Source organism: Fontimonas sp. FW305-C-3 (genome assembly GCF_058783185.1).
The window spans coordinates 802,412-826,285 of sequence record NZ_JBYSYK010000003.1; the positions used below are offsets into that span (position 1 = coordinate 802,412).

Here is a 23,874-nt window from a genome sequence, read left to right on the forward strand (position 1 = left end):
CATGACTCGCGTGTACGTCAATCAGGCGCTCGCGGCCGGCACCGAATTCGCCTTGCCTGAAGATGCTTTCCGGCATCTGGTCCAGGCACTGCGCATGCGCCCCGGAGATACCTTCGTCGCCTTCAACGGCCAGGGCGGCGAGTACAGCGCCAGCCTTGTCGATGCCGGCAAGCGCGCCGCAACGGCGCGCATCGATGCGCATGACGCCGTCGAGCGCGAATCACCATTGCAGCTGACGCTGGCGCAGTGCGTGTCCAAGGGCGACCGCATGGATTACACGATCCAGAAAGCCGTCGAGCTGGGCATCTCGCGCATCGTGCCGCTGCTGTCGTCGCGCAGTGTCGTGCGTCTCGATGGCGATCGCTGGGAACGCAAGACCGAACATTGGCAGGGCGTCATCGCGTCCGCCTGCGAGCAGTCGGGCCGCACGCGTCTGCCCTCGCTCGAAGCGCCGCAGGATCTGGCCCGCTGGCTGGATGCGCCGCGTGGCGCGGCGCTGGAGCTGACGCTGGATCCGAAGGCCGCGCACAGCCTGCGCAGCCTGGCGCCGCCGTCGGGCGCAGTCACCTTGCTGGTGGGACCGGAGGGCGGCCTCAGCGCTGCGGAAATCGAGCATGCGCAACGCAGCGGCTTCAGTGGCCTGCGGGTTGGGCCGCGTGTGCTGCGTACCGAAACCGCCGGCGTGGCGACCCTGGCGGCGATCCAGTCGCTCTGGGGCGACTGGTAAGACTCAGGACGGGTCGACCGTCTCGATCCAGACGCGGCTGACCTGACCGCCGATCAGCTCGACCCACAGCAGCTTGCCGGGCTCGGCATCGCGGCCGAAGTACATCCACTGCTGGCCGATGCGCACCGACTCGCCGTGGCGCAGGACGACATCGCGATCGGGTGCGCGTTGCGTGACCTCGCGCACTCTTGCGCGGCTGTCGCCGACGGCAATGCTCGCGCCGTGCCAGCTCACCGGCTGCGCGGTCACGAAGGGGCCCAGATCCTGTTGCGCCTGCGCGGAGCCGGCAAGGCCTAACGCAATCGCGGCAATGAATCGCTTGTTCATGCCGCCAGCTTACGCCTGAGATGGCTAGGCGCGCACGCCGCCCATCGCGATCCTGATCGCGTAACGCATCAAGGCGTGAGTGCCGCGAATGCCGAGTGCATCCATCATCCGCGCGCGGTGGGTCTCGACGGTCTTGATGCTGACGCCCATCTCGTTGGCAATCTCGCGGGTGGAGTTGCCGCGGCCGATCATCTGCAGCACCTGACGCTGGCGCTGGCTCAGCGAGGTTGCATGATCGGGTTGATGATGGCCCGGCGGTGTCGCCAGGTAGTGTGAAATCGACGGGCTGACATAGAGCTGCTGGCGCTGCGCGGCGGACAACGCGGCGTACAGGTCGTTGGGTTCCGCCGCCATGTCGACAATACCCAGCGCGCCGAGGCGTACCGCCGCACGCAGCAGCTGCGCATCCGGCGCACCGGTCAGCATCAGCACCGCCGTGCGCGTCACCTCGCGGCGGATGCGGGCCAGGGCTTCCAGCCCGCTCAGCTGCGGCAGATCGAATTCGGACAGCACCGCATCGGGTTGATTGCGGCGGACTGCCTCGAGCAACGCCGCGCCGTTGTCGGCAACCGCAGCGACCTGAACGTTCGGGCGCTCTTCGACGAGGCGCTTGAGCCCCGCCCTGATCAGACCCTGCGCCGTGGCTATGACGACCCGCATCGGCCCTGCTCCATCCATTTGGTAAGACTGGATTGCAGTCTCCACGCTTGCGGGCACTCGACGACCGCATGGCCGTCGAGCGTCGGGGCCCGGCTGACGGACGGTGGACTGGCGGCCGGCGCGGCCCCGGGCGGCATGGGTGGAACCCCGGTATGCGGCCGGCGGTGGAGACTCTACTATCGGCGGCAGACAACTCCAGGTGCGGCCAGCCTCGCACCGGGGTTTGAGTTTGGTTACGGGGGAGCGCCGCGTGACAGCAGCGCCGCGACTGACGGGGGAATGTCGCGCATGACGACCGATCACACCGCAACGCCGTTGGCGTCCGGCGCCGTTATTGGCGACTACCGGATTCGCCAGAGTCTCGGCGCGGATACTCAGGGCTTCCACTATCTGGCCGAGCATCCCGTGCACCGCACGGTGCTTCTCCATGAGTTCTTCGCGCACGAGTTCGCGCAGCGCGAAGCGCAGAGCATGGCCGCCAGCGATGCCGGCGACCGCGTCGCCCTGCGCTGGTGGGTGCGCAGTTACCTCGACCGTGCCCACGCCGTCGCGGCGGTTCGGCATCCGCGCCTGCTGCGGCTGATCGACAGCGCCGAACATCAGGGCGGCGCCTGGTACAGCTGCAGCGCACCGGCGGCACCGCTGCTCCAGGAACGGCTCGGCCGCGGCGACGCGATGGCCGCCGGCAGCGTCGAAACCCTGCTGACCGATCTGATGGAAGCCGCCGAAGCCCTGCACACGGCCGGCATCGTCCATCGTGCGATCGGCCCCCAGCTGATCTGGGCCGGCGATCAGGGTCGCGCGACGCTCGGCGGCTTCGGCAGCCTGCGCGCGGCCATCCGATTCAGGAAGCGCGCATTGCATAGCGTGGCGCCAGCGCCCTATGCAGCGCCCGAGGAACTGCAGGCGGACGCGCAGATCACGCCCGCGGCAGATATCTACGCGATCGCCGCCGTCGTCCATCACGCCGCGACCGGACAGGCGCCGCCATCGGCCGATCAGCGCCTCGCCGGTGCGACGCCGGGTTCGCTGGCGACCGCAATCGACAACGGCTTGCCGGCGACGCTTGCCGCGGGCATCGAACAGGCGCTGGCGCTGGATGCAACGCAGCGTCCGCAGACGATCGCCCAATGGCGCGCGCTGATGAAGCTGCAGGCCCCAGCCACCGTCGTTCCGGCGAGCAGCATGGCGCCTGCGGCGCCCACGGCAGGCGGCGCGCGAACCTGGATGCTGATCGGCGCACCGCTGGTGCTGATCGCGGCAATCGCCGGCTTCATGCTGCCCAAGGACAAGGCGCCGGCAGCGGCTGCCCAACCGGCGGCGACCGCCATCGACCCTTACGCCCGCGCACCCACCGACACCGATCGCCCGCGTTTCGTTTCCCTGGGCAGCGGCAGCGAAGCGCCGGTGCTCAATCAGGCGGCAATCGATGCGATCAGCGCAGAGACGGAACAAACCGGCGCCGCACCGGCGCCATTGCCGGTCGCACCCAAGCCCAGCCTTGCGCCCGTCGCAACCGGCCGGCCGCCAGCCACGCCGCCGCCGGCAGCGGTTGCCGAAGCCCCGGCATCGCGCGAGATCGCCGCACCCGAAGCCACCGCGGCGGCGAACCAAGAGTTGGCGGTGCTGACGCCGGCGACGGCCGATGTCATCGCCGCCACCGAAGCGGTACCCGAGCAGCCGGGCGACAGCGGCGCAATGAATCACGCGCAGCAGCTCGCGCTCGAACGCTCGCGCTGTTCGCGGCATGTTTCCGAGCTTTTCGCCGGACGCGATTTCACCTACGCCGACATCGCCAAGTTCGAAGACGTCGTCAAGCTCGAGGGCGGGCGACTGGAGACACCGAAGCTGCGCACCGACGATGGCCGCCGCTTCTCGTTCCTGATCGACAACCAGGGTTGCGTCATGCGCATGCTGCGCTGACGGCGGACGGCGATGTCGGGCCGCCCCCGACCGTTGCTCGCCGCGCAATCGCCGCTCGTCGCAACTCGCTCAATTGCGCCGAACACGCGCCGTAGCATCTGTTCATCGGAAGCTGTCGCGCGCCAAGTTTCGAATTTCCGGACCACGCCCCAGCCTCGATGTCTCTACGGAGCTAGGACTATGGACAGAATGCAGATCAACAAGGCAACCGCCGTCGCCATCGGCGCACTCTTCGGCATGACGGCGGGTAGCGCGCTTGCACAGACGTCGACCGATGACTTCCAGGTCAGGATCACGATCGAGAAAAGCTGCCTCGTCGAATCCGCCCAGACCACCGACATGGAATTCGGCACGCGTCAGCTGCTCAACACAGCCTATGAGGCGGAGTCCGCGATCGCGGTGACCTGCACGACCGGCGTGCCTTACACGGTCGCTCTCAACGCTGGCGCGCACGCCAGCGGCGGCGACACGACGACACGCCACATGGCCAAGGGCAGTGAGCTCATCGCCTATGACCTGTTCCAAAACCAGGGCCGCACGACTCACTGGGGCACGGTTGCCGGCGGCGCTTCGCTCGGCAGCGTGGGCACCGGCGTGACGCAGACGCTGCCGGTGTATGGCAAGGTGCCGGCAGGTCAGACCACGCCTTCGGTCGGCCTGTACACCGACACCATTACGGTTGAAGTTGCGTACTGACATCCATCGACTTCATCGATCGCCGGGATGACCTGCCCCATGGCCAGACACATGAAACGGATCCGCGCGGCGGGCTTGCTGATCGCCTCGCTGTGCGCGCTGCCTTTCGCGGCCAGCGCAGGCGGGTTCAGCGTTTCGCCGACGACGCTGGAGTTCAAGGCGGGCCAGACGGCGGAAGGTCTGCGCCTGCATAACAGCGGCGATCGGCCGATCAACGCCCAGCTGCGTGTCTTCGAGTGGACGCAGACTGCCGACGAGGACGTGCTGACGCCGAGCAAATCGCTGGTCGTCAGTCCGCCGATGGCAACCCTCGCACCGGGACAGCAACAGTTCGTCCGCGTCATCCGCACCGACGCCGCACCCGGCGCCGCGGAACGCAGCTACCGCCTGCTGATCGACGAACTGCCGCCGCCGGCAGCGCCGGCCGGAGTACCGGTTTCCGGTCTCGATTTCGTCGTGCGCTTCTCGGTGCCGGTGTTCGTCGCGGCGGCGAACGATGCGCCGGGCGAAGCGCGCTGGTCGCTGCACCCGGCCGCCGACGGCACGTTGCAGCTGCGCGGCGACAATCCCTCCGCAACGCACGTCCAGCTTGCCGATCTGCGCATCCTCGATGCGAGCGGCGGCACGCTCTACGAACAGGCGGGCCTGGTCGGCTATGTTCTCGGCGGCACGCAGCGCGGCTGGTTGCTGAAGACCGCGTCGTCTGCCAGCCTGAGGAACGCCAGGGAGATCGAAGCTCGCATCGATGGCCAGATCCGTCGCCAACCGCTGGAGCCCGGCGCTCCCTAGCCTTGTCGCGTCCGGCCTGATCCTTGCCTTGCTCGCCCACGGCGCGCTCGCGCTGGACGGCAGGCCGCAAGACGGCGCCCTCGATCTCCGCCAGCTCGGGCCGGCGGCGAACATCGCGCTGCTGCAGGGGCCAGGCATCGCCAACAGCGTCGAAGATCTCTACCTCGAGATCTATCTCAACAGCGTGCATACCCGCCGCGTGCTGCAGGTCAGCGTCACGCCGGATGGCCGCATGCTCGCGTGGGCCGAGAATCTTCGCGACTGCGGATTGAAGGTGGACGCCGGACAGATCGGCCGTTACGTCGCGCTGGACGGTCTGACCGACGTGAGCTACCGCTACGACGCGCCGAACCAGCGCCTGTATTTCGACGCCGGTCCGGCGCGCCTCAACGTGCGCGCGCAGCGCTACGGCTACGACGAAGGCAAGATCTGGCAGGCCAGCGTCAGTCGCGGCGCGCTGCTGAACTACGACCTCTACGCCAGCGCCGGCGAACAGCAGGCCCTGTCCGCCGGCACCGCGCTGCGCGTGTTCGGCGCGCATGGCGTGATCGAATCCAGCGGACTGACGCGCCTCGCGGAGAATCAGGATTCCGAGCCTTACGTCAGGCTGGACACGGCCTGGACCTACTCGATGCAGGACGAACTGCTCAGGCTGATCGTCGGCGATCACATCAGCGGCAGCCTGCCGTGGACCCGGCCGACACGGATGGGCGGCATCCAGCTGCGTCGCGACTTTGCGCTCCAGCCGGGGCTGCTCACCTATCCGGTGCCGCAGTTCTTCGGCGAAGCGGCGCTGCCTTCGCGCATCGAGCTGTACGTCAACGGCGTGCGGCAGTACGAAGGCACGACACCGCCCGGCCCCTTCCAGCTGAGCACGCCGCCGAGCGTCAGCGGCGCCGGACTCGCGCAGGTCGTACTGACCGATGCACTGGGCCGGGCGCAGACGATCGACTTCTCGTTCTACAACGCCAACCGTCTGCTGCGCGAAGGCTACAGCGACTACGCGCTCGGGCTCGGCGCGGTGCGCCGCGATTACGGCATCGATTCGTTCGACTACCGCGAGCGCGTCGCGGCCAATGCTTCGATCGCCCATGGCCTGAGCGACTGGCTGACGCTGGAAGCGCATGGCGAAGGCGACGGCAATGTGTGGATGGGCGGGCTGGGCAACGTCGTCCGCCTCGGCAGCTTCGGCAGCGCGCGCGCTGCCTACGCGCACAGCCGCAGCAGCGCTCAGGCGCAAGGCATGGACGCCGATCCGTACAGCGGCAGCGGCGGCCAGTTCGCGGTCGGCTACAACTACACCGCGAACGGCTACACCGCGGACTACAGCCTGCAGCGCGCCGACGACGGCTTTCGCGACCTGGCCTCGGCCGAAGGCCGCGCGCCGAGCCTGCGCAGCGAGCAGGCGCTGCTCGGCACCGCGCTGGGCCGCTACGCGAACGCCTCCGTCAGCTACGTCAGGCTCGACAGTCCGGACGACGAACGCTTCCGCAGCGTCGGCCTCAATGCCAGCACCTTGCTGATGCGCTCGCTGTCGCTGTTCCTCAGCGTTTCGCGCGATCTCGACGGCGATCACGACCTCAGCGTCTTCGTCGGCCTGTCCGCCAGTTTCAGCCCACGTCTGAATGCCGGCGGCGGCTACAGCGACAACAGCGGCTCCCGGGCCTACGACGCCTACGTCGCTTCGCCCATCCCCGCCGACGGCGGCAGCGGCTGGCAGCTGCGCGCGCGGCATGCGCAAGACATCGACACGCTGCAGGCCGACGTCGGCGGCCGCGGCGACTACGGCAACTGGAGCGCCGGCGTGCAGGCCATCGACGATCGCTACAACGGCTTTGCCGCGGCGAGCGGCGGCATCGTCATGATGGATTCGGCGTTGTTCCCGTCGCGCCAGGTCGATCAGGGTTTCGCGCTGATCACCACCAACGGCATCGCCGATGTGCCGGTGCTGTTCGAGAACCGCCCGATCGGCAAGACCGATGCGGGCGGTCACTATCTACTGACCGGTCTCAACGCCTACCAGCCGAACCGGGTGTCCATCGACCCGCTCAATCTGCCGCCGCAGATCCAGGCGGCGCACGAGGTGGTCACCGTGGTCCCGGCGGATCGAGCGGGCGTCCGCGTCGAGTTCGGCCTGCGTGAATCGCGCGCCGCGCTGCTGATCCTGCATGACATGCACGATCAGCCGATCGGCGTCGGCAGCGCCGTCATCCGCGACGGACAACCGCTCGGCATGGTCGGCTTCGACGGCCAGAGCTATCTTGAGAATCTCGGCACCCGCAATCGCCTCATGATCGAGCCGGCCGGGCAGGACGAATGCGTCGTGAAGTTCGACTACCCGCCCAAGACCGCGGGCATCCCCGTCATCGGTCCATTGAGGTGCCAGCCATGAGCATTCATCTGCGCCTCTGCGTCGCCGCTCTGGCACTGTTCGCGCTGCTCATGCCCGGCCGCGGTCAGGCGTCGACCAGCTGCAACGCCAGCATGAGCAACGTCAGCTTCGGTACGGTCGATCCCTTCGTCGGCAACGTCGACATCACCGCGACGATCACCTACAACTGCTCGACCAGCGGCCTGCTCGGCGTCGGCCTGCGCGGCGCGCGGCTGCGCATGTGCTTCAGCATCGGCAGTGGCGTCAACGGCGGCGGCAGCCTGGATCCGCGCCGCATGACCGGCGGCGTCGGGCCGATGTGGTTCCAGCTCTACAAAGATCCCGCGCGTACGCAGATCTGGGGCACCCGCGCGGACAGCTACGGCGCGGTGCAGGTCGATCTCGAATACAGCGCGCTGCTCGGCAGCTCGTCGGGCGGCAGCACGGTGACGGTCTACGGCCGAGTCCCGCTCGGACAGACCACACTCTCTCCCGCCAGCTACAGCAATCCCTACACCGGCATCCACACCGAATGGATCTTCCGCGGCAACGAGGGGCTGCTCAACCTGACGAGCTTCCCGACCAGTTGCTCCTCCGGCGGCAGCCAGAGCGGCAACGGCACGTTCCCGTTCACCGCCTCGGCCTCGGTCGACAGTCGCTGCAATCCGGTCTTCTCGGTCGAGGATGTCGATTTCGGCACGCATGGCCTGCTGAAATCGGCGATCGTCACGACGGCCACCGTATCGCCCCAATGCACCAACACGACGCCGTACCAGATCGGCCTGAACAACGGCCAGAACGCCGTCGGCAATGTCCGGCGCATGCGTAGCCCGGCCGGCAATTTCGTCAGCTACGAGCTGTACCGCAACAACGGGCGCACCTTGCGCTGGGGAAATTCCGTCAACAGCGACACCGTCAGCCAGACCGGATCCGGCTCGCCGCAGTCGACGACGATGTACGGCCGCGTGCCCGCGCAGACCAGCGCACCCGCGGGCAGCTACAGCGACACGGTGACCGTGACGATCACCTACTGATTCGTCAGCCGCCGCAGGCGTGGGCGATAATGGCGAATGTCCGACCTTCCCCTGTTTGTCACCTGCCCGCGCGGCGTCGAACCCCTGCTGGCGCAGGAGCTGATCGCACTCGGCCTGGTGGACACCAAGGAGCGTCCGGGCGGCGTCTCGGCGCAGGCGACGCTGGAACAGGCCTACCGCGCCTGCCTGTGGTCGCGTCTGGCAAGCCGCGTGCTGCTGCCGCTGCAGCGTTTTCCCGCCGCCGATACCGATGCGCTGTACGACGGCGCCAGCAGCATCGAATGGCCGGATGTCTTTGCCGCGACAACGACCTTCGCGATCGAAGTCGCCGGCCGCTCGCAGACGATCACGCACACGCACTACGCCGGCCTCAAGATCAAGGACGCGATCGTCGACCAGTTCCGCGCGCGCGAACAGGACCGGCCGAATGTCGATACCGACAACCCGGGCATCCGCATCCATCTGCATCTGGATCGCGAGAACGCCACGCTGAGCCTCGACCTCGCCGGCGACAGCCTGCACCGCCGCGGCTATCGCCGCATGGGCGTCGAAGCCCCGTTGAAGGAAAACCTCGCGGCGGCACTGCTGGTCCGCGCCGGCTGGCCGGCACTGGCCGCGCAGGGCGCGCCGCTGCTCGATCCGATGTGCGGCTCCGGCACGCTGGCGATCGAAGCGGCCTGGATGGCCACCGACGTCGCCCCCGGCATCCTGCGCCAGCGCTGGGGCTTCGAGGCCTGGCTCGACCACAAACCGGCGGTCTGGGCGCGCGTGCGCGAGGAAGCGCTGGCCCGCCGCGAAGCCGGCAAGGCGTCGCTGCCGGCGATTCGCGGCAGCGACCTCGATCCGCGCGCGCTTGAGGCCGCACGCAGCAACAGCGAACGCGCCGGGCTCGGCAAATCGCTGGTCTTCAGCCAAGGCGATGTGCTCGACGCCGACGCCGCGGGCGCACCGACCGGCCTGCTGATCAGCAACCCGCCGTATGGCGAGCGCATCGGCGCCGAAGCGGACCTGATCAAGCTCTATTCGCTGCTCGGCGTGCGCATCAAGCAACACTTCGGCGGCTGGCGCGCGGCGATTTTCACCTCGCGCGTCGACCTCGGCCATCGCCTCGGTCTCAGCGCCGACACCAAGCACACGTTCTACAACGGCGCGATTCCCTGCGTGCTGCTCGGCTTCGACATCCGCCGCGACACGCGCAGCGAGCCTGGGTCCGCGACTGGAGCCTCCAGCGCACCGCCGGCGCCGCGCGGCGGCGAAGACTTTGCCAACCGCCTGCGCAAGAACTACAAGCACCTCGCCAAATGGGCACGGCGCTCCGAGGTCGGCAACTACCGCGTCTACGACGCCGACCTGCCGGACTACGCGTTGGCGGTCGATCTGTATGCCTCGCCCGAGCTGCATGCGCATGTGCAGGAGTACGCGCCGCCGAAGACCATCGAACCGGCCAAGGCGGAGCAGCGCCTGCGCGAAGGCCTGGCGCAGTTGCAGGCGGTACTCGAGCTGCCGGCGGCAAACATCCATTACAAGCTGCGCCGCGCACAGAAGGGCGACACGCAGTACAGCCGCCAGGCCGAGACCGGCACCTTCCATGTCGTCGCCGAGCACGGCGCGCGGCTGCGCGTGAACTACGACGACTACCTCGATACCGGCCTGTTCCTCGATCACCGGCCGATCCGCCAGCGCATCCAGCGCGAGGCGGCCGGCAAGCACTTCCTCAACCTGTTCTGCTACACCGGCGCGGCGACCGTGCATGCGGCGGTCGGCGGCGCGGCGAGCACGCTGTCAATCGACCTGTCGAACACTTACCTTGAATGGGCACAGCGCAATCTCAACGAGAACGACATCCGCTCGTACGTCTATGAGCGCGCACCGGCAGCGGATGCCGATATCGCAACGCATGCGCTGGTGCGCGCCGACTGCCGCGAATGGCTGGCGGCCAATGCGCAACTCGACGACGCGCTGCAGTTCGACCTGATCTTTCTCGATCCGCCGACCTTCTCGAACTCGAAGAAGATGGAAGGCACGCTCGATATCCAGCGCGACCATGGCGAACTGATCCGCCACTGCATGGCGCTGCTGGCGCCGAAAGGCACGCTGTATTTTTCGACCAACCGGCGCGGCTTCAAGCTCGATGCCGAGCTGGCCGATGTCGCGCAGATCGAGGACATCACCGCACAGACCCTCGGCGAGGATTTCAAGCGGCCACCGCCGCCGCACAAGTGCTGGCGCATCCGTCATCCGGCCTGACCCGGCAGTCACCAAACGGAAATCTGGCCGTAATATCGGCGCTCTAGGATTCGGGCCTGCCTCGATCTGAAGAGCCTGCCGTGCAGACTGTCACGGATGATGTGGCGCGACTGCGCCTCAGCCTTGCCCCCTTGCCGCCGTCGACGACCATCGACCAGGCGGCCGACCTGTTCCTGTCCAGCGCCAATGCGCGAATGCTGTGCCTGCCGGTGGTGGGCGACGACGGCGTCCCGGTCGGCACGATCAGCCGCCACACGCTCAACGGCATCTTCCTGACCCGCTACGGGCGCGAACTGTATGGCAACAAGTCGATCACGACGGTGATGAACCGCACCGCGCTGATCGTCGAGCAGCGCATGCCGCTCGAACAGGCCGCCGCCTATGTCACCGCCAAGCTTGGCTCACCGATCACCGAAGACTTCGTGGTCGTCGACGGCGGACGCTATGCCGGCATGGGCATCGTGCTCGATCTGCTGTCCGCGCTGGAACAGCGCGTGGCCGGCCACACCCAGCAGCTGCAGAGCGCCTACAGCCAGCTGCAGGCCTCGCAGGCGCAGCTGGTGCAGTCCGAGAAAATGGCGTCGCTGGGCCAGATGGTCGCCGGCGTCGCCCATGAGATCAACACGCCGCTGGGCTATGTGCGCAACAACGTCGAGATGGTCCAGGGCGTTTTCGACCTGACCGCCGCGGCGCTGCAGACGCATCAGCATCTGCTGAAGATGATGACCGACGACGGCACCGACGAAGCGCAGCTCAGCGCGGCGATGAGCGCCTGCGCGCAGAGCATGGACGCGATCGGCGATGTCGCCGTCATCGAGGACGCGCAGGCCTTATTCGGCGACACGCTGTTCGGCGTCGACACGATCAAGGATCTGGTCGTCAACCTGCGCAACTTCTCGCGCCTGGATCAGGCCAAGACCGTCGACGTCAGCGTCAACGACTGCCTCGACCAGACGCTGACCATCGCCAACAACGTGTTGAAGAGCAAGGTCGAGATCATCAAGCGCTACGGCGACGTGCCGAAGCTGCGCTGCTCGCCTTCGCAGATCAACCAGGTATTGCTCAACATGATGACCAACGCCGCGCAGGCCATCGAACACGACCAGGGCAAGCTGTTGCTGAAGACCGAGTTCGACGGCACCTGGGTGCGCATCCATATCCAGGACAACGGCAAGGGCATCCCGCAGGAGCAGATCGACAAGATCTTCGATCCGTTCTTCACGACCAAGCCGGTCGGCCATGGCACCGGCCTGGGCCTGTCGATTTCCTTCCAGATCATCCAGGCCCACGGCGGCGCGATCCGCGTGGTCTCCGAACCGGGGCGCGGCACCAAGTTCGTCATCAGCCTGCCGCTGCGCGGCGCCGATGCCCTCGCCGCATGAACGCCCTGACCTCGCCATGAGCGCCAAACCTTCCCTGCTGCTGGTCGACGACGAAGAGCGCATCCTGCGTTCGCTGGCGATGCTGTTCCGCGGTCATTACGAGCTGCACCACGTCACCGATCCGCGCGAAGCGCTGCCGATCATCGACAAGCACCGCATCCACGTCGTCGTCAGCGACCAGCGCATGCCGCAGATGCGCGGCGCCGATCTGCTGCGCGAAGTGCGCGCGCGTTCGCCGAACACGATGCGCATCCTGTTGACCGGCTATTCGGAACTCGATGCGGTGATCGCCTCGGTCAACGAAGGCGAGATCTTCCGCTTCATCCAGAAACCCTGGGACGCGCAGGAGCTGCGCGACACGGTCAAGCAGGCGTCCGACATCTCGCGCGCGCTGTTCGATGCCGGCGCCTATGCGCCGCCGGTGCCGCTGCTGACCGAGACCGGCAGCTTCGTCGCACCGCCGGCCCAGGCACTGCAGGCCGAAGTCGTGCTGGTCATCGACGACGACGAGGAGATCTACAACACGGTCCGCGAAGTGGTCGGCAATTCGCAGCCGGTGCTGTGGGCCAACTCGCTGAACCGGGCGCTGGAAATGCTCGGCCAGCATGACGTCGGCGTGGTCGTCTCGGAACTGGTCGTCGGCAACGAAAGCGTCACGGCGCTGCTGAAGATGCTCAAGGCCGAACGCCCCGAGGTGGTCGCCATCGTGCTGACCCCGTTCGAGGACGTCAGCGTCTTCATCGGCCTGATCAACCAGGGCCAGGTCTACCGGCTGCTGCCCAAGCCGGTCCGCAAGGGCGCGTTCTCGATGAGCCTGGCCAGCGCTCTGCGCCACCACCGCGTCCTTGCCGCGGCCCCCAGCCTGCGCGCCGCCCACAAGGTCGAACAGCTGCGCGAGCCCGAGGAAATCTCGGTCGCCGGGCGCGTCATGGGCTTCCTGTCGCGGATGCGGGTGCGCGCCGCGGCATCCTGAAATCTACATTTCAGGCCGGCAGGATTTGGCCAGGACCAAGCCGGGATTGGCCGGGATCGGTCTGCGGTCCGCGAATGGGACTCGGCGCTAAGTTACCGATTCGCTATCATGGGCAATCTCCACTGATTCCCGAGTCTCCACATGCGTGCTGGCCCCGCCTACCGTTCCACTTCCGGTCTGGCCCTGAGTCTGCTGCTGGCGCTTGCCGCGCCCGCCGCCCTTGCCGCCGAGGCCGAGCCCGGCTGCCAGACGTATATCGACAGCCAGTGGCAGCCGGCCAAGGCCACGTCCATGAGCGGCTGCCTGCTGCAGATCGATGCGGCCACCACCGTCTACGACGCCCAAGGCTTCAAGTTCGGCCTCTGGGGCACGACGCTGCTGTCGGCCGACGTCCGTTACTTCTACAGTTCCATGGACAGCGGCGCGTCCTGGCAGGTGGTCGGCGAGAAGGCTTCCATCACCCCGGATAGCCGCACCCAGCAGGCTGCGAAGGCCCCGGCCGAGCAGGTCGCGGCAGCCCCGGCCGAACCGCCGGCGCCGGTCAAGTCCGGCGGCATCTTCAGCCGCATCAGCGATTTCTTCACGACCGCCGACGACGAGAAGGCCGTCGCCGCCGAGGAAGAAGCCATGGCACCGCGGCCGGTCACCGCCGAGATGCCGGCGCCGGCCACCTACACGCCGCGCAACCAGACCCAGGGCGTGCCGCTGCGCAGTGAATCGGCGTCGGCCGCCATCGTCAGCCAGGCGCCGGGCAACGAAACGCTGCACAGCTGCAACATGCGCCTGGGTTCGCGTTGGGAAGTGGTCAACAACCAGACGCTGCAGCAGTGCGTCGCGCTGTTCGATCGCAGCCCCGACCAGTTCGACAACAACGGCTACAAGTACGGCTACTGGGGCGGCATCTATCTCGCCGCCAACCGCAGCGAAGTGCTGCAGTCGGGCAATTCGCGCGACTGGACGACCGTGCTGAACCGCTGAGTTCGCTGAGCCGCCGCGTATCGCTAGTCTTCGTCGGTCAGCACTTCCGAGACTCGCGCTCGCAGCAGCGGGATCAACTCTCTCTCGAACCACGGGTTCCGGCGCAGCCAGAGGTTGTTGCGCGGGCTCGGATGCGGCAGTGGGACGACGCCCGGCCAGTGGTCACGCCAAGCGTGGACCGTATTCGTCACAGACGCCCCTGCCTTGGGCAAATGGTAGGCCTGCGCGTACTGGCCGATGACGAGCGTGAGCCTCAAGCTTTTCAGATGATGCAGAAGCTTCTCGCGCCACGCCGGCGCGCATTCCGGACGTGGCGGACGATCACCGGCCTTGCCGGTACCCGGAAAGCAGAAACCCATCGGCAGGATGGTCACCCGTTTCGGGTCGTAGAAGACTTCGGGCGTTAGACCCAGCCACTCGCGTAGACGATCGCCGCTGGCGTCTGCGAAAGGCACGCCGGATTCATGGACCTTCCGGCCCGGCGCCTGCCCTGCGACCAGAATGCGGGCCTGCGGATGCAACTGCAGGACCGGTCGCGGGCCGAGCTGCAGGTGCTCCGAACAGAGCGTGCAGCGGCGCACTTCGCTGAGCAGCGATGCCACAGACGTCATGCGTGAACCTCGAATGCAGCCTAGCGCCGGAACCAAGCCGCGCCGCGAAGCGGCGTCTGCCTGAGTGAAGACGAAGAACTACGATCCACCGGCAGCGGCTTCATAGGCGCGCAGCTCAAGTGTCCTGGATTTGGTCAGCTCCAGCCACTTGCCGGTGGCCACGAGCTGAAACATCGTTCCCTGTTGTTCGGCGACTACCTTGGAGATCACCACCCCTTCCGAATCACGAAACGCAAGCCAGTTTCGCTGCGCCGTGCGAAGTGCCGCCTGCTGATCGGCCGACAGCTTCTTCATCAGTCGACCATAGCTGGCATTCATCTCCTGATCCCACATTTCGCGCGCTCTATTCGTGGCGTCGCGCATCCCCGCCGTCGAATAATCCTCAGCCATGGCCGAGTCGAGCCAAGCATCGATTGGGTCTTTGCTGGCCGTGTCGCAGGGCTCCTCTGCAATGCCACGACTCGCGGCCAGGGCAAGAAGCGCTCCGACCAACAATGCACGGGCGATCATTCGCACTCTCCGTCTAAGGCCAGTTGGACATCAATGGGCGCCCACGAGGGCAACCAGCACCCGCGCAAGGCTCCAGCCGCTGCTTCACGACCGTCCGGACTCGGCGCCTCAGTTCTGCCAGTAGACGTACTCGTCGTCCGCCGCTTCGGGCTGGTCCAGCGTCTTGTCGACCATGATCGGTGCTTCGATCAGCGACGGCCAGGCGGGTGCCACCATCTGCGCATTGTGCTCCGCCAGCAGGCCTTTGAGCGCGGTGACCTTGTCCGGATTCGCGGCGGCAAGATCGTGCTGTTCGGTCGGATCCTCGGCCAGATTGAACAGCCAGTCGCGCTTCGGCCGCTCGGAGACCTGCAGCTTCCAGTTCTCGACGATCACCGCCTGATAGCTGCCGTCGCGCCAGAACAGCGGGCGCGGCGCTTGCGTTGCAGTGCCGCGCAGATACGGCAGCAGGTCGACGCCGTCGATCGTCACGTCGCGCGGCGCCGCAGTGCCGGCGGCGGCGAGCAGGGTCGGCAATAGATCGATGTTCGAGACGCGCTCGCCGTAATGGCTGCCGGCGGGAATCACGCCCGGCCATTTGGCGACATACGGCACGCGGATGCCGCCTTCGAACAGCGTCAGCTTCCAACCCCGGTAAGGTTCATTGACCTGCGGAATGCCCAGATAATTCGGTGCGCCGTTGTCGCTGGTGAAGACCACCAGCGTGTTGTCGTCCAGGCCTTCCTCGCGCAGCGTTTCGAGAATCTTGCCGACGCTGCGATCGAGCGAGCGGACCATCGCCGCGTAGACGCGCTGGCGATGATCGGGGATCTGCGACAAGGCGTCGTAGTCGTCCTTGAACGACTGCAGCGGCGTATGCACCGCCCAATGCGCGAGGTACATGAAGAACGGCCGGTTGCGGTTGGCGCGGATCGCCGCGCTCGCCTCTTCGGTCAGGTAGTCGGTCAGATAGGTGCGCGGCTCGAACCAGGGGCCGGCGTTGTAGCTGACCGCGAAACGCATGTTCGGCCACAGGAAGCGATCGATCGGATCGAAGTCCTGCTTGGAATTCACCGAACGTGGATCGTCCTCGGGCAGGTACAGGCCGCTTTCCATGAACAGGCTTTCGTCGAAACCCTGGTTGGCCGGGCGCATCTCAGGCGTGCTGCCAAGATGCCACTTGCCGAGATGGATCGTGTGATAGCCGCGTGCCTTGAGCAGTTCGGCCGTCGTCTGCTCGGAAGGCGGCATGCCGAGTTCGTTGAAGTCCGCCACCTCGCTCGCGCGCTCGATATGCGTGACGACCGGACGCAGACGATCCTTGCCGTTGGAAATCGCGGCGACGACGCGCGCCATCGGCCCCGGTGTCGGCGTGAACTCGAAACCGAAGCGCGTTGCGTAACGGCCGGTCAGCAGCTGCGCGCGCGACGGCGAGCACACTGCATTGCCGGCGTAGCCGTTGTCGAAGCGCACGCCGTCGCGCGCGATCGAGTCGATGTTCGGCGTCGGCACACCCATCTGCGACCAGCCCGCGCCGTAGGTCGTCACGTCGTTGATGCCGAGGTCGTCGGCAAGAATCACGATGATGTTCGGCGGCCGCTGGCTGCCGGCTTCGCTTGCCTCGGCCTGCGCCGGCCCCTGCTGCCAGGGCACCGGCCGGTTCGGCTCGCGCGGATGGCGCAGGTCGGTGATGACGCCGAGACTGTGCAGCAACAGCGTCTGCCGATTGGCGTAAGCCACCGCGCCGAGTACCGCGACGACACCCAGCGTGACGACGACTCGTTTGCCCCAGGCCATCAGTACATCTCCATCAATGCACAGAGAAGTGTCGAATAAGCGTTGTGAGCGCGCGTCTGGCGCTGACCGCCGGAGCGCAGGAACCGCAGTGTATGTGCGAATACATGAGGATTCCGAGCACCGCCGGGCAGCGCCAGACGCGCGCGCAGCAGCTTAGTCGGCACTTCTCAGCTGCGACCCAGCTTTTGCAGGTTTTGCGGTGTAAAGAAGCCCGCTGGCAGCTTGCCACCGAACTTGGCGATGAAGCCCTGCTCGTTCGGCAGATTGTTGACCGCGTAGCGACCGGAGAACAGGTCGTAGGTGACCTGCGGCGCGGCGACGACCGCCTTGTCGGCGACCAGCGGCAGCACGAAGCCTTCCTGGTAGCGCCACAGCTGGTCGCGCGAGTCGTAGCAGTCGACGGCAGCAACGTTCCAGCTGTCTTCGTCGATGTAGAACATGCGCTTCTTGAAGACATTGCCCTGGCCCGGCTTCAGCGTCGCCTCGACGACCCAGACGCGATGCAGCTCATAGCGCAGGTGCTGAGGATTCAGATGGCCTTGCTTGATGATGTCGGCGTACTTCAGCTCCGGCCGCACCAGCCGGTAGTTGTTGTACGGGATGTACATCTCCTTCTTGCCGAGCAGCTTCCAGCTGTAGCGCGACTGCGAGCCGTTGAACATGTCGGTCTGGTCGACGTTCTGCAGGCCGTCGGCACCGTTGACCGGATTGTCGAAAGCGACGACCGGCGCGCGGCGGATGCGGTTGCTGCCCGGCGAGTACTGCCAGGCGTCGCGGCGGCCATCGAGGTACTCCCAGATCAGCGTCATCGAGCCGGCGAGGCGCGCCGGCGAATCGTCGCGCCGCATCAGCTGCAGGATCAGGCCTTCGTCGTCCGCGCCGGCCTTCTTCACATTGCCGTAGGAGAACTGCACCGAGCTGGTGAAGCCGTTGATCTGGAACTTGCCGTCGCGCGCGACGACGAACAGGCTGCCCGACAGCACGACCGAATCGCCGCGGTAGCGCACGCGATGGTTGACCATCGCCTCGCCCCCCGTCTTGGGAATCGGGAACGGGAAGCCGAGCTTGGCGCCGCTCAGCGCATCGTCGCCCTGCAGTTCGGCCGTTGTTGCGTTGGCCACCGTCGCATCGAGGATTTCCTGCGGATAGGTCGCCGTGCGGCGCGTCGGATAGACGTTGAAGTAAAGGCCCTTGTTCAGCGTCAGCAGCTTTGCCGCGCCGGCCGGCAGCTGCGCCGCATATTGCGGCAGGTTCTCCGGCGTGATCTTGAACTGCGGCTTGTCTTCCGGAAACGGATCGGGGTAGTACTCGCCGGCGCCGGCGTCGTAGTTGGCGAACATCGGCGGCAGCGTCGTCATGCCGCCGCTCCACGCCGGGATCGTGCCGTCCTTGCTGGCTTCCGCCTGCGCGCCGACCAGCGTCAGCGTCTTGCCGAGCTTGGCGGCTTCCTCCGGCGTGACCTTGGCCTGCGCCGTCATCGCAACGAAGCCTAGCGTGCCGAGCAACGTGGAAATCAGTAGTCGTTTCATGATGCCTCTCCGGTGCAGCACCGGACTAGAAGTCGTAACTCAGGTTGACCTGAACGTTGTCGCGATCGCTGAGCAGATTGGCAATGCCGCCGCCCATGAACCAGGTATAGCGCAGATTCGCCGTCAGGCTGTCGCCGTAGACCATCGACAGGCCGGCGCTCGCCTGGCGCCGGCCCTGCACGAACTCGCCACTGGGCAAGGGCGCGCGGCCGTTCATGTCATGGAAGAACGTGAACTGCGGAATCAGGCGCGTGCGCGGCAGCACGTCCTCGTAGCTCAGGCCCAGCAGCAGGCGATAACCCCAGGAGAAGTCGGTCGCGAAGCCGCCGGCCTGGTAGGTCGGGTTGAGACGCCGCGCAGGGTCGGCAGCGGCCTGGTCGGCATTGATCGGGCCGGTTTCGTCGACGCCCGCGCTGTGGTGATACTGCACGCCCGGCGTGGCGATCTGCAGCTGATCGAGCGACGGCAGGTCGATGACCTGATAGGCGCCGACCTCGAGCAGCGTCGTCACCTGGTCGGCGCCGAAGGGATTCTCGCTCGCACCGCTGAGCAGCAGGAAGGACGTGTTGTAGTTCAGCGTCTCGAAGCGCTCGTAGCCGTGGATCACCTGCCCCGGCAGCACGTTGTCGTTGCCGCGATAGATCGTCTCGATGTAGTCCGGCACCGCGACGCGGCGGCCCGGAATCGCGGTGATGCCGAACTCCAGCGTCTGCGCCGGGAAGATCGGCTGCAGCGCGGCGAAGCCGACGTCGGTCGGATCGACCTGCAGCGGCTGGTTCGGCCGGTAGACGACCTCGCCGGTCCAGGCGACTTCGCCCAGGCTGGTCGCGAAGCTGAAGCCGAAGGTGTCGATGTCCTCCGGGTACTCGAGGTAGTAACGCACGGTGTCGATCGGCAGCGGCTCGACGCCGAGCGGCGTGGTCGCAAAGCCGCGGCAGGCGATCAGCGCCTGCGCCGAAGTCGTCGAATCGTGCGAACAGCCCTTCTCCGCCGCGTAGAAGCTGCCGATCGGCAGGCGGCTGTGCAGCCGCAGATAGGCCAGATCGAAGCTGGTGTTGTTGAGCCAGCTGGCGAGGTAGCTGAGGCTGAGCCCGAACTGGCCGCTGTCGCGCGCATCGACCGTGTCGGTGCGGAACAGCGTGCGGCCGGCGTTCGAGAGCAGCTCGGCATTGCCCGGGGTACGGCCCGCTGCGCCCGCGAGGTTGTCGGGGTCTTCGCGGACTTTGCCGAACAGCAGCATGTTGTAGTAACCGCCGATCGATGCGGCATCGTTGGTCGAGTAGTAGGTGCCCATCGCCGGGATCTCGGCCGGCTTCCAGGCGAACTGGTAGAAGCCCATCGCCGAGACGCTGTCGTTGAGGCTGACGCCCAGCGTCAGCAGCGGCACGCGCTGGAACACGTCGCGCACGTCGGCGCCGGGCACGAACAGGCGGTTGGTGTCCGGCGGATTGACGGTGTTGAGGCTGTTGAGCACCAGCAACGTGCTGGTGCCGATGCTCAGCAGCTGGTTGCCGGCCTTGACCGACAGTTCGCGCTCGCCAGGCAGCGGCAGCTGCGTGGTGACGTAGGCATCGAGCAGCACGACACCGGAACCGATCGCGCCGCGCACGGCTTTGCTGCGTCGCGTGTGGCGCGGCTGGAAGCCGTTGTTGTCCTGCGAGTTGCTCGGATGATAGTCCTCGAAATCGTCGTTGACCGGGTCGTAGAACGCCAGCGCGCCGATGTCGACGCCGAAGTATTCGTGGGTCAGCTGCAGGCGCGGCGCGAAGCGCAATGCGGCGTTGACGATGTCGCCCTTGTCGTAGTTCAGGTTGCCGTTGTCGGCATTGACGCTGGCCGAGCCGGGCAAGGCCAGGTAAGCGGCGTTGCCTTCCACCGTCGTGCAGTCAATACCGGCCGCCAGCGCCGGAATCAGCGCGTCGTCGCAGAACTGCTCCTGGCCCGGCAGGTTGAGCTTGCCGACCAGATTGGGGTCGCGCTCCTCGGCACGCATGGTGGCGCCGATCGACATCTGCGCACTGAGCGTGCCTTCAAGATTGAGTGCGTCGAAATTCAGGTCGAAAGCGTCTGCCAGCGGCGCAAACACGAGGGCGCCGGCGACGGCCGCGCCTTTCAGTGCAGACTGCATCTCTGTGACGATCGCGGAAGAACGGCCCATCGCGATGAATCTCCTCGGTGCTCCGCTCGATGTCGGCCGGATGTTATTTACAATGTGTAACTATTGTCTGCATGCTAGCCATTTTTTACACTCTGTCAAGTTATAAGCTCAGCATTCCAGAATCCACCGCCCGAGACCAGACGATGAAACTCTTCACCAGCAAAGGCGCCATCACCCCGGCCCGCGTGCAATTCTTCCTGGCCGAGAAAGGCCTGGACATCGAGTTCGTGCAGGTGAACCTGATGCAGGGCGAGCACAAGACCTCGGCCTACCGGGCCATTTCGCCGAACGGCCGCACGCCGGCCCTGCAACTCGACGACGGTCGCGTGCTGTGCGAGAGCGTCGCGATCTGCCGCTACATCGAGGAACTGCATCCGGAGCCGTCGCTGTTCGGCCGCACGCCGTTCGAGCGTGCCCATGTCGAGATGTGGCAGCGCATCGTCGAACTCGAACTGATGCTGCCGATGGCGATGGCCTTCCGTCACACCTTCCCGGCCATGAAGGCGCTCGAAGACCAGGTGCCGGAGTGGGGCAACAAGCAGCGCGTCGCGGCGCAGAAACGCATCAAGCGTTTCGAGCAGCAGCTGGCGACGCAGGACTACATCGCCGGTGCGGAGTTCTGCATCGCCGACATCACCGCCTGGTGCTCGTTCCGCTTCTTCCGGGTGGCCGGTTTCGAGATGGGCGAAGACCAGCCGAACCTGCGCGCCTGGTTCGAGCGCATCAAGGCACGGCCGGCAGCTGCGAAAGCGTTCAGTTGATCGGCGCTTCGTAACCGTAGCCCGGATGAAGTCCGGGTTCCGCACCGCCCGAAACGGGGAAATCCCGGATTGCATCCGGGCTACATGACTACGTGACGAGCAAGGCCTCGCAACCGGTGCCGTACAGCGCGGCGCGCAGCCAGCCGCGATCCGCTTCGGGCAGACGCGCGAAATGCTCGCGCAGCCAGCCCAGACATTTGGCCTGGTAGGCGAAGACGTTCTGTTGCCAGCGCTCGCCGCGGATCGTGCAGACCACCTGCTCGGCGCCGGCCTGCTTCGCCGCCGCGTTCGCCAGCAGGAACGGCACATAGCTCGCACCGATTTCCGTCAGCAGGGGCCGTAGCGCCGTCAGCGCCGCGTCGCGCTGCAGCCACTGCGCATCGCCGACGACCCAGCCGCTGAGGTCTTCGATACGCTCGGTCCAGGCCACGACCCGCGGCGCCAGCTGCTCCGCCAGCCGCGACGAGGTCGGATCGAAGCCGCAGAGCTGGCTGAGCTGACCGTACAGGCCGAAGTCAGCTGCCGCCGGGCGATCGCCGAACAGGAAGCGACGCTGCTCCAGCAGACCGCTGAGCGCCTGCAGCAGGTTGCGGTAGCCGTCCTCGAGAATGTGGCGCGTCTCGTCGCTGGAACCGACCACCGCGCGCCGGCCGATCTGGCGGTCGCCAAACCACTGGGCAAACTGGTCGAGCTTGTCGGCCGGCACGCTGTGGTCGATCTGCAGCATCAGATGGCGCCGCGCCCAGGCGATGCCCGCCTCGTCGGTCCAGCGGTAGTGGAACATGAACTTGGTGCCCCACTCGTCGGCGTAGTCCTCGATCAGCGCACTCAGAAACGCCAGCGCGGGGTCGGCCGGCACCAGCGAACGCCCGCTGACCTCGCGTTCAAGACGCTGGATCTGCGGCGTCGAGTCGACCATCGCCTCGCGCATCGTGCCGTCGTCGTTGTGCCAGACCAGCACCGGGATGACCTTGACCGGCACCGGCGGTGGCGGCACGTAGCCGGGCCCAAGCTGCGCAATCCACACATGGGGAATTCGCCGGTAGCGCAGCACCGCGCGCATCTTGCGCGAATACGGCGAGCCTTCGTTGCCGATGATCGTGAGCGGGTGCGCCATTGCGGGCTCCATGATTGAGCGATGAAGGATCGGCCGGTTGCCGGGAATTATCCGGACGATATTTACAGGGTGTCAATCGTATGCCAGTCTGCCGGCGCCATGACGTCCAAGCCCACCCGCCTGCGCCGCACCGCCCAGTATTGCGCAACCGTTGTTGCGGCGGCGGCAACCGCGTTGTTGCTGGTCAAGCCGGTACTCGGCGTGTTGATGGAACGGCACAGCATCCACAACGGCCCGTGGCGCACCAGCGCCGACACCGGCAGCGTCGATGCCGATCCCTGGACTCGCGCCGCGGTGGCGGTTGCCGGCCTCTATGCGCTGAGCCGCAAGGAGGCGGTGTACTTCACCGCATTCAGCGACAGCGATAACGAGCCGCTGCGCGGCGAGTGCGATTACCTGGTCAGCGGCGTAACGCCGGACGCACGCTGGTGGAGTCTCACGGCTTACGGCGCCGATCACTTCCTGGTGCCGAACGGCGCCGACCGTTATGCCGTCAATGCCGGCAACCTGCCGTCGGCCAGCAGCGGCCGCATCGAACTCGCGCTGTCCGCCGTCGGCAACGTCGAGCGCGCAGACCTGTTGCCGATTCCGGCGAAAGGCGCGTTCTCGCTAACGCTGCGCCTCTACAATCCGCCCGAGGCACTGGCGACGCAGCTGGCCAGCGTTGCGCTGCCGCAGATCCGTCGCGGAGACTGCCGATGAACTGGCGCCGGCATCTGCTGCTGTTCATCGTGCTCGTCCCGCTGTTCAACACGCTGGCCGTGCTGGCGCTGCCGCATGCGATCAATGCCTTCGTGATGCACCGCATCGTCAAGCAGGCACTGGCCGACGCCGCGATTCCCAGCGACGATCCGCTGGTCCAGGCGCACAAGCAGTTGATCCTCGACCGCCGCGGCATCAACGTTGCGCTGCCCGCGAAGCGCGCCGACGCCAGCGCCCGCACCGTCGTCCGGCCGAGTCCCGATCTGCTCTACACCGCCTGCGTATTCGACCTCGGCGAAGAACCGCTGCACGTCACGGCGCCGGTGCCCGACAGCTATCTGTCCATTTCCGGGTTCGCCGCCGACACGAGCAATTTCTTCGCGATCAACGACCGCGATGTCGCGGCGGCCGACGGCGCGCCGCGGCGGCTCGACGCCTGGCTGGTCACGGCGCCGCAGGCCGTCGCAGACACGCGCATCCATGCACCGACGCAACGTGGATTGCTGTTGTTCCGGATGCTGGTTCAGGATCGCACGCCCGATCCCGCCCTGCTCGCGCTGCGGGCGGAGCAGCGCTGCGACCCCGCGCACTGATCGCAGAAGC

General features: G+C 66.7%; 21 protein-coding genes. 13 read left to right on the forward strand and 8 right to left on the reverse strand.

The features are described from left to right. The first annotated feature begins 1 nt into the window (after position 1). On the forward strand, positions 2–727 hold the full coding sequence (locus AC3WUF_RS15155) for a 16S rRNA (uracil(1498)-N(3))-methyltransferase (protein ID WP_492427024.1): 726 nt from the start codon (positions 2–4) through the stop codon (positions 725–727). 3 nt (positions 728–730) lie between these two features. On the opposite strand, the gene AC3WUF_RS15160 is transcribed toward AC3WUF_RS15155, so the two are convergent. Together AC3WUF_RS15160 and AC3WUF_RS15165 are read right to left on the reverse strand one after the other, a co-directional pair. Further along, positions 731–1,054, reverse strand: a complete 324-nt coding sequence (locus tag AC3WUF_RS15160) for a hypothetical protein (protein ID WP_492427026.1) — start codon at positions 1,052–1,054, stop codon at positions 731–733. A 24-nt stretch (positions 1,055–1,078) separates the two neighbouring features. Continuing rightward, positions 1,079–1,714 (reverse strand): response regulator, encoded by a 636-nt coding sequence (locus tag AC3WUF_RS15165; RefSeq protein ID WP_492427028.1) that lies wholly within the window; start codon positions 1,712–1,714, stop codon positions 1,079–1,081. Positions 1,715–2,002: 288 nt separating this feature from the next. Here AC3WUF_RS15165 and AC3WUF_RS15170 point away from each other — a divergent pair, with 288 nt between their 5' ends. From AC3WUF_RS15170 to AC3WUF_RS15210, 9 genes are all read left to right on the forward strand, one after another. Then, the gene (locus tag AC3WUF_RS15170; protein WP_492427030.1) at positions 2,003–3,637 is read left to right on the forward strand and encodes a protein kinase domain-containing protein; all 1,635 of its coding nucleotides are present in this window, start codon (positions 2,003–2,005) and stop codon (positions 3,635–3,637) included. 180 nt (positions 3,638–3,817) lie between these two features. Continuing rightward, positions 3,818–4,333: a Csu type fimbrial protein gene (locus tag AC3WUF_RS15175; RefSeq protein WP_492427032.1), complete on the forward strand. Its 516-nt coding sequence runs from the start codon at positions 3,818–3,820 to the stop codon at positions 4,331–4,333. 51 nt (positions 4,334–4,384) lie between these two features. After that, positions 4,385–5,122 carry a fimbrial biogenesis chaperone gene (locus AC3WUF_RS15180; protein WP_492427034.1) on the forward strand — a complete coding sequence of 246 codons (738 nt, stop codon included), beginning with the start codon at positions 4,385–4,387 and terminating at the stop codon, positions 5,120–5,122. Next, on the forward strand, positions 5,079–7,514 hold the full coding sequence (locus tag AC3WUF_RS15185; RefSeq protein ID WP_492427036.1) for a fimbria/pilus outer membrane usher protein: 2,436 nt from the start codon (positions 5,079–5,081) through the stop codon (positions 7,512–7,514). The genes AC3WUF_RS15180 and AC3WUF_RS15185 overlap by 44 nt, the downstream gene beginning before the upstream one ends. Continuing rightward, positions 7,511–8,527 (forward strand): Csu type fimbrial protein, encoded by a 1,017-nt coding sequence (locus AC3WUF_RS15190; RefSeq protein WP_492427038.1) that lies wholly within the window; start codon positions 7,511–7,513, stop codon positions 8,525–8,527. Before AC3WUF_RS15185 ends, AC3WUF_RS15190 begins: the two co-directional genes overlap by 4 nt. A 36-nt stretch (positions 8,528–8,563) precedes the next feature. Then, positions 8,564–10,774 (forward strand): bifunctional 23S rRNA (guanine(2069)-N(7))-methyltransferase RlmK/23S rRNA (guanine(2445)-N(2))-methyltransferase RlmL, encoded by a 2,211-nt coding sequence (rlmKL, locus tag AC3WUF_RS15195; RefSeq protein ID WP_492427040.1) that lies wholly within the window; start codon positions 8,564–8,566, stop codon positions 10,772–10,774. Between the two features lie 80 nt (positions 10,775–10,854). Then, positions 10,855–12,156 carry an ATP-binding protein gene (locus AC3WUF_RS15200; RefSeq protein WP_492427042.1) on the forward strand — a complete coding sequence of 434 codons (1,302 nt, stop codon included), beginning with the start codon at positions 10,855–10,857 and terminating at the stop codon, positions 12,154–12,156. 16 nt (positions 12,157–12,172) lie between these two features. Beyond that, positions 12,173–13,129: a response regulator gene (locus AC3WUF_RS15205; protein ID WP_492427044.1), complete on the forward strand. Its 957-nt coding sequence runs from the start codon at positions 12,173–12,175 to the stop codon at positions 13,127–13,129. A 141-nt stretch (positions 13,130–13,270) separates the two neighbouring features. Further along, the gene (locus AC3WUF_RS15210; protein WP_492427046.1) at positions 13,271–14,107 is read left to right on the forward strand and encodes a hypothetical protein; all 837 of its coding nucleotides are present in this window, start codon (positions 13,271–13,273) and stop codon (positions 14,105–14,107) included. A gap of 23 nt (positions 14,108–14,130) precedes the next feature. On the opposite strand, the gene AC3WUF_RS15215 is transcribed toward AC3WUF_RS15210, so the two are convergent. From AC3WUF_RS15215 to AC3WUF_RS15235, 5 genes are all read right to left on the reverse strand, one after another. Beyond that, a complete protein-coding gene (locus AC3WUF_RS15215) occupies positions 14,131–14,718 on the reverse strand; it encodes a uracil-DNA glycosylase family protein (protein ID WP_492427048.1) in 588 nt (195 codons plus the stop codon). A gap of 78 nt (positions 14,719–14,796) precedes the next feature. Continuing rightward, complete coding sequence (locus AC3WUF_RS15220; RefSeq protein WP_492427050.1) at positions 14,797–15,228, reverse strand: lysozyme inhibitor LprI family protein; 432 nt, start codon at positions 15,226–15,228, stop codon at positions 14,797–14,799. Positions 15,229–15,336: 108 nt separating this feature from the next. Then, positions 15,337–17,004, reverse strand: a complete 1,668-nt coding sequence (locus tag AC3WUF_RS15225; RefSeq protein ID WP_492427052.1) for a sulfatase-like hydrolase/transferase — start codon at positions 17,002–17,004, stop codon at positions 15,337–15,339. A gap of 167 nt (positions 17,005–17,171) precedes the next feature. Continuing rightward, the gene (locus tag AC3WUF_RS15230) at positions 17,172–18,533 is read right to left on the reverse strand and encodes a DUF1329 domain-containing protein (protein WP_492427054.1); all 1,362 of its coding nucleotides are present in this window, start codon (positions 18,531–18,533) and stop codon (positions 17,172–17,174) included. Between the two features lie 25 nt (positions 18,534–18,558). Then, on the reverse strand, positions 18,559–20,691 hold the full coding sequence (locus AC3WUF_RS15235) for a DUF1302 domain-containing protein (RefSeq protein WP_492427056.1): 2,133 nt from the start codon (positions 20,689–20,691) through the stop codon (positions 18,559–18,561). Positions 20,692–20,834: 143 nt separating this feature from the next. On the opposite strand from AC3WUF_RS15235, the gene AC3WUF_RS15240 reads away from it, so the two are divergent. Continuing rightward, positions 20,835–21,452, forward strand: a complete 618-nt coding sequence (locus tag AC3WUF_RS15240) for a glutathione S-transferase family protein (RefSeq protein ID WP_492427058.1) — start codon at positions 20,835–20,837, stop codon at positions 21,450–21,452. A gap of 88 nt (positions 21,453–21,540) precedes the next feature. Here the strand turns inward: AC3WUF_RS15240 and AC3WUF_RS15245 are convergent, their stop codons facing one another. Then, the gene (locus tag AC3WUF_RS15245) at positions 21,541–22,569 is read right to left on the reverse strand and encodes a glutathione S-transferase N-terminal domain-containing protein (protein WP_492427060.1); all 1,029 of its coding nucleotides are present in this window, start codon (positions 22,567–22,569) and stop codon (positions 21,541–21,543) included. A 99-nt stretch (positions 22,570–22,668) separates the two neighbouring features. Between AC3WUF_RS15245 and AC3WUF_RS15250 the strand changes: the two genes are divergently transcribed. Together AC3WUF_RS15250 and AC3WUF_RS15255 are read left to right on the forward strand one after the other, a co-directional pair. Next, on the forward strand, positions 22,669–23,271 hold the full coding sequence (locus AC3WUF_RS15250; protein ID WP_492427062.1) for a DUF1214 domain-containing protein: 603 nt from the start codon (positions 22,669–22,671) through the stop codon (positions 23,269–23,271). Then, complete coding sequence (locus AC3WUF_RS15255) at positions 23,268–23,864, forward strand: DUF1254 domain-containing protein (protein ID WP_492427064.1); 597 nt, start codon at positions 23,268–23,270, stop codon at positions 23,862–23,864. The genes AC3WUF_RS15250 and AC3WUF_RS15255 overlap by 4 nt, the downstream gene beginning before the upstream one ends. Positions 23,865–23,874 lie beyond the last annotated feature (10 nt).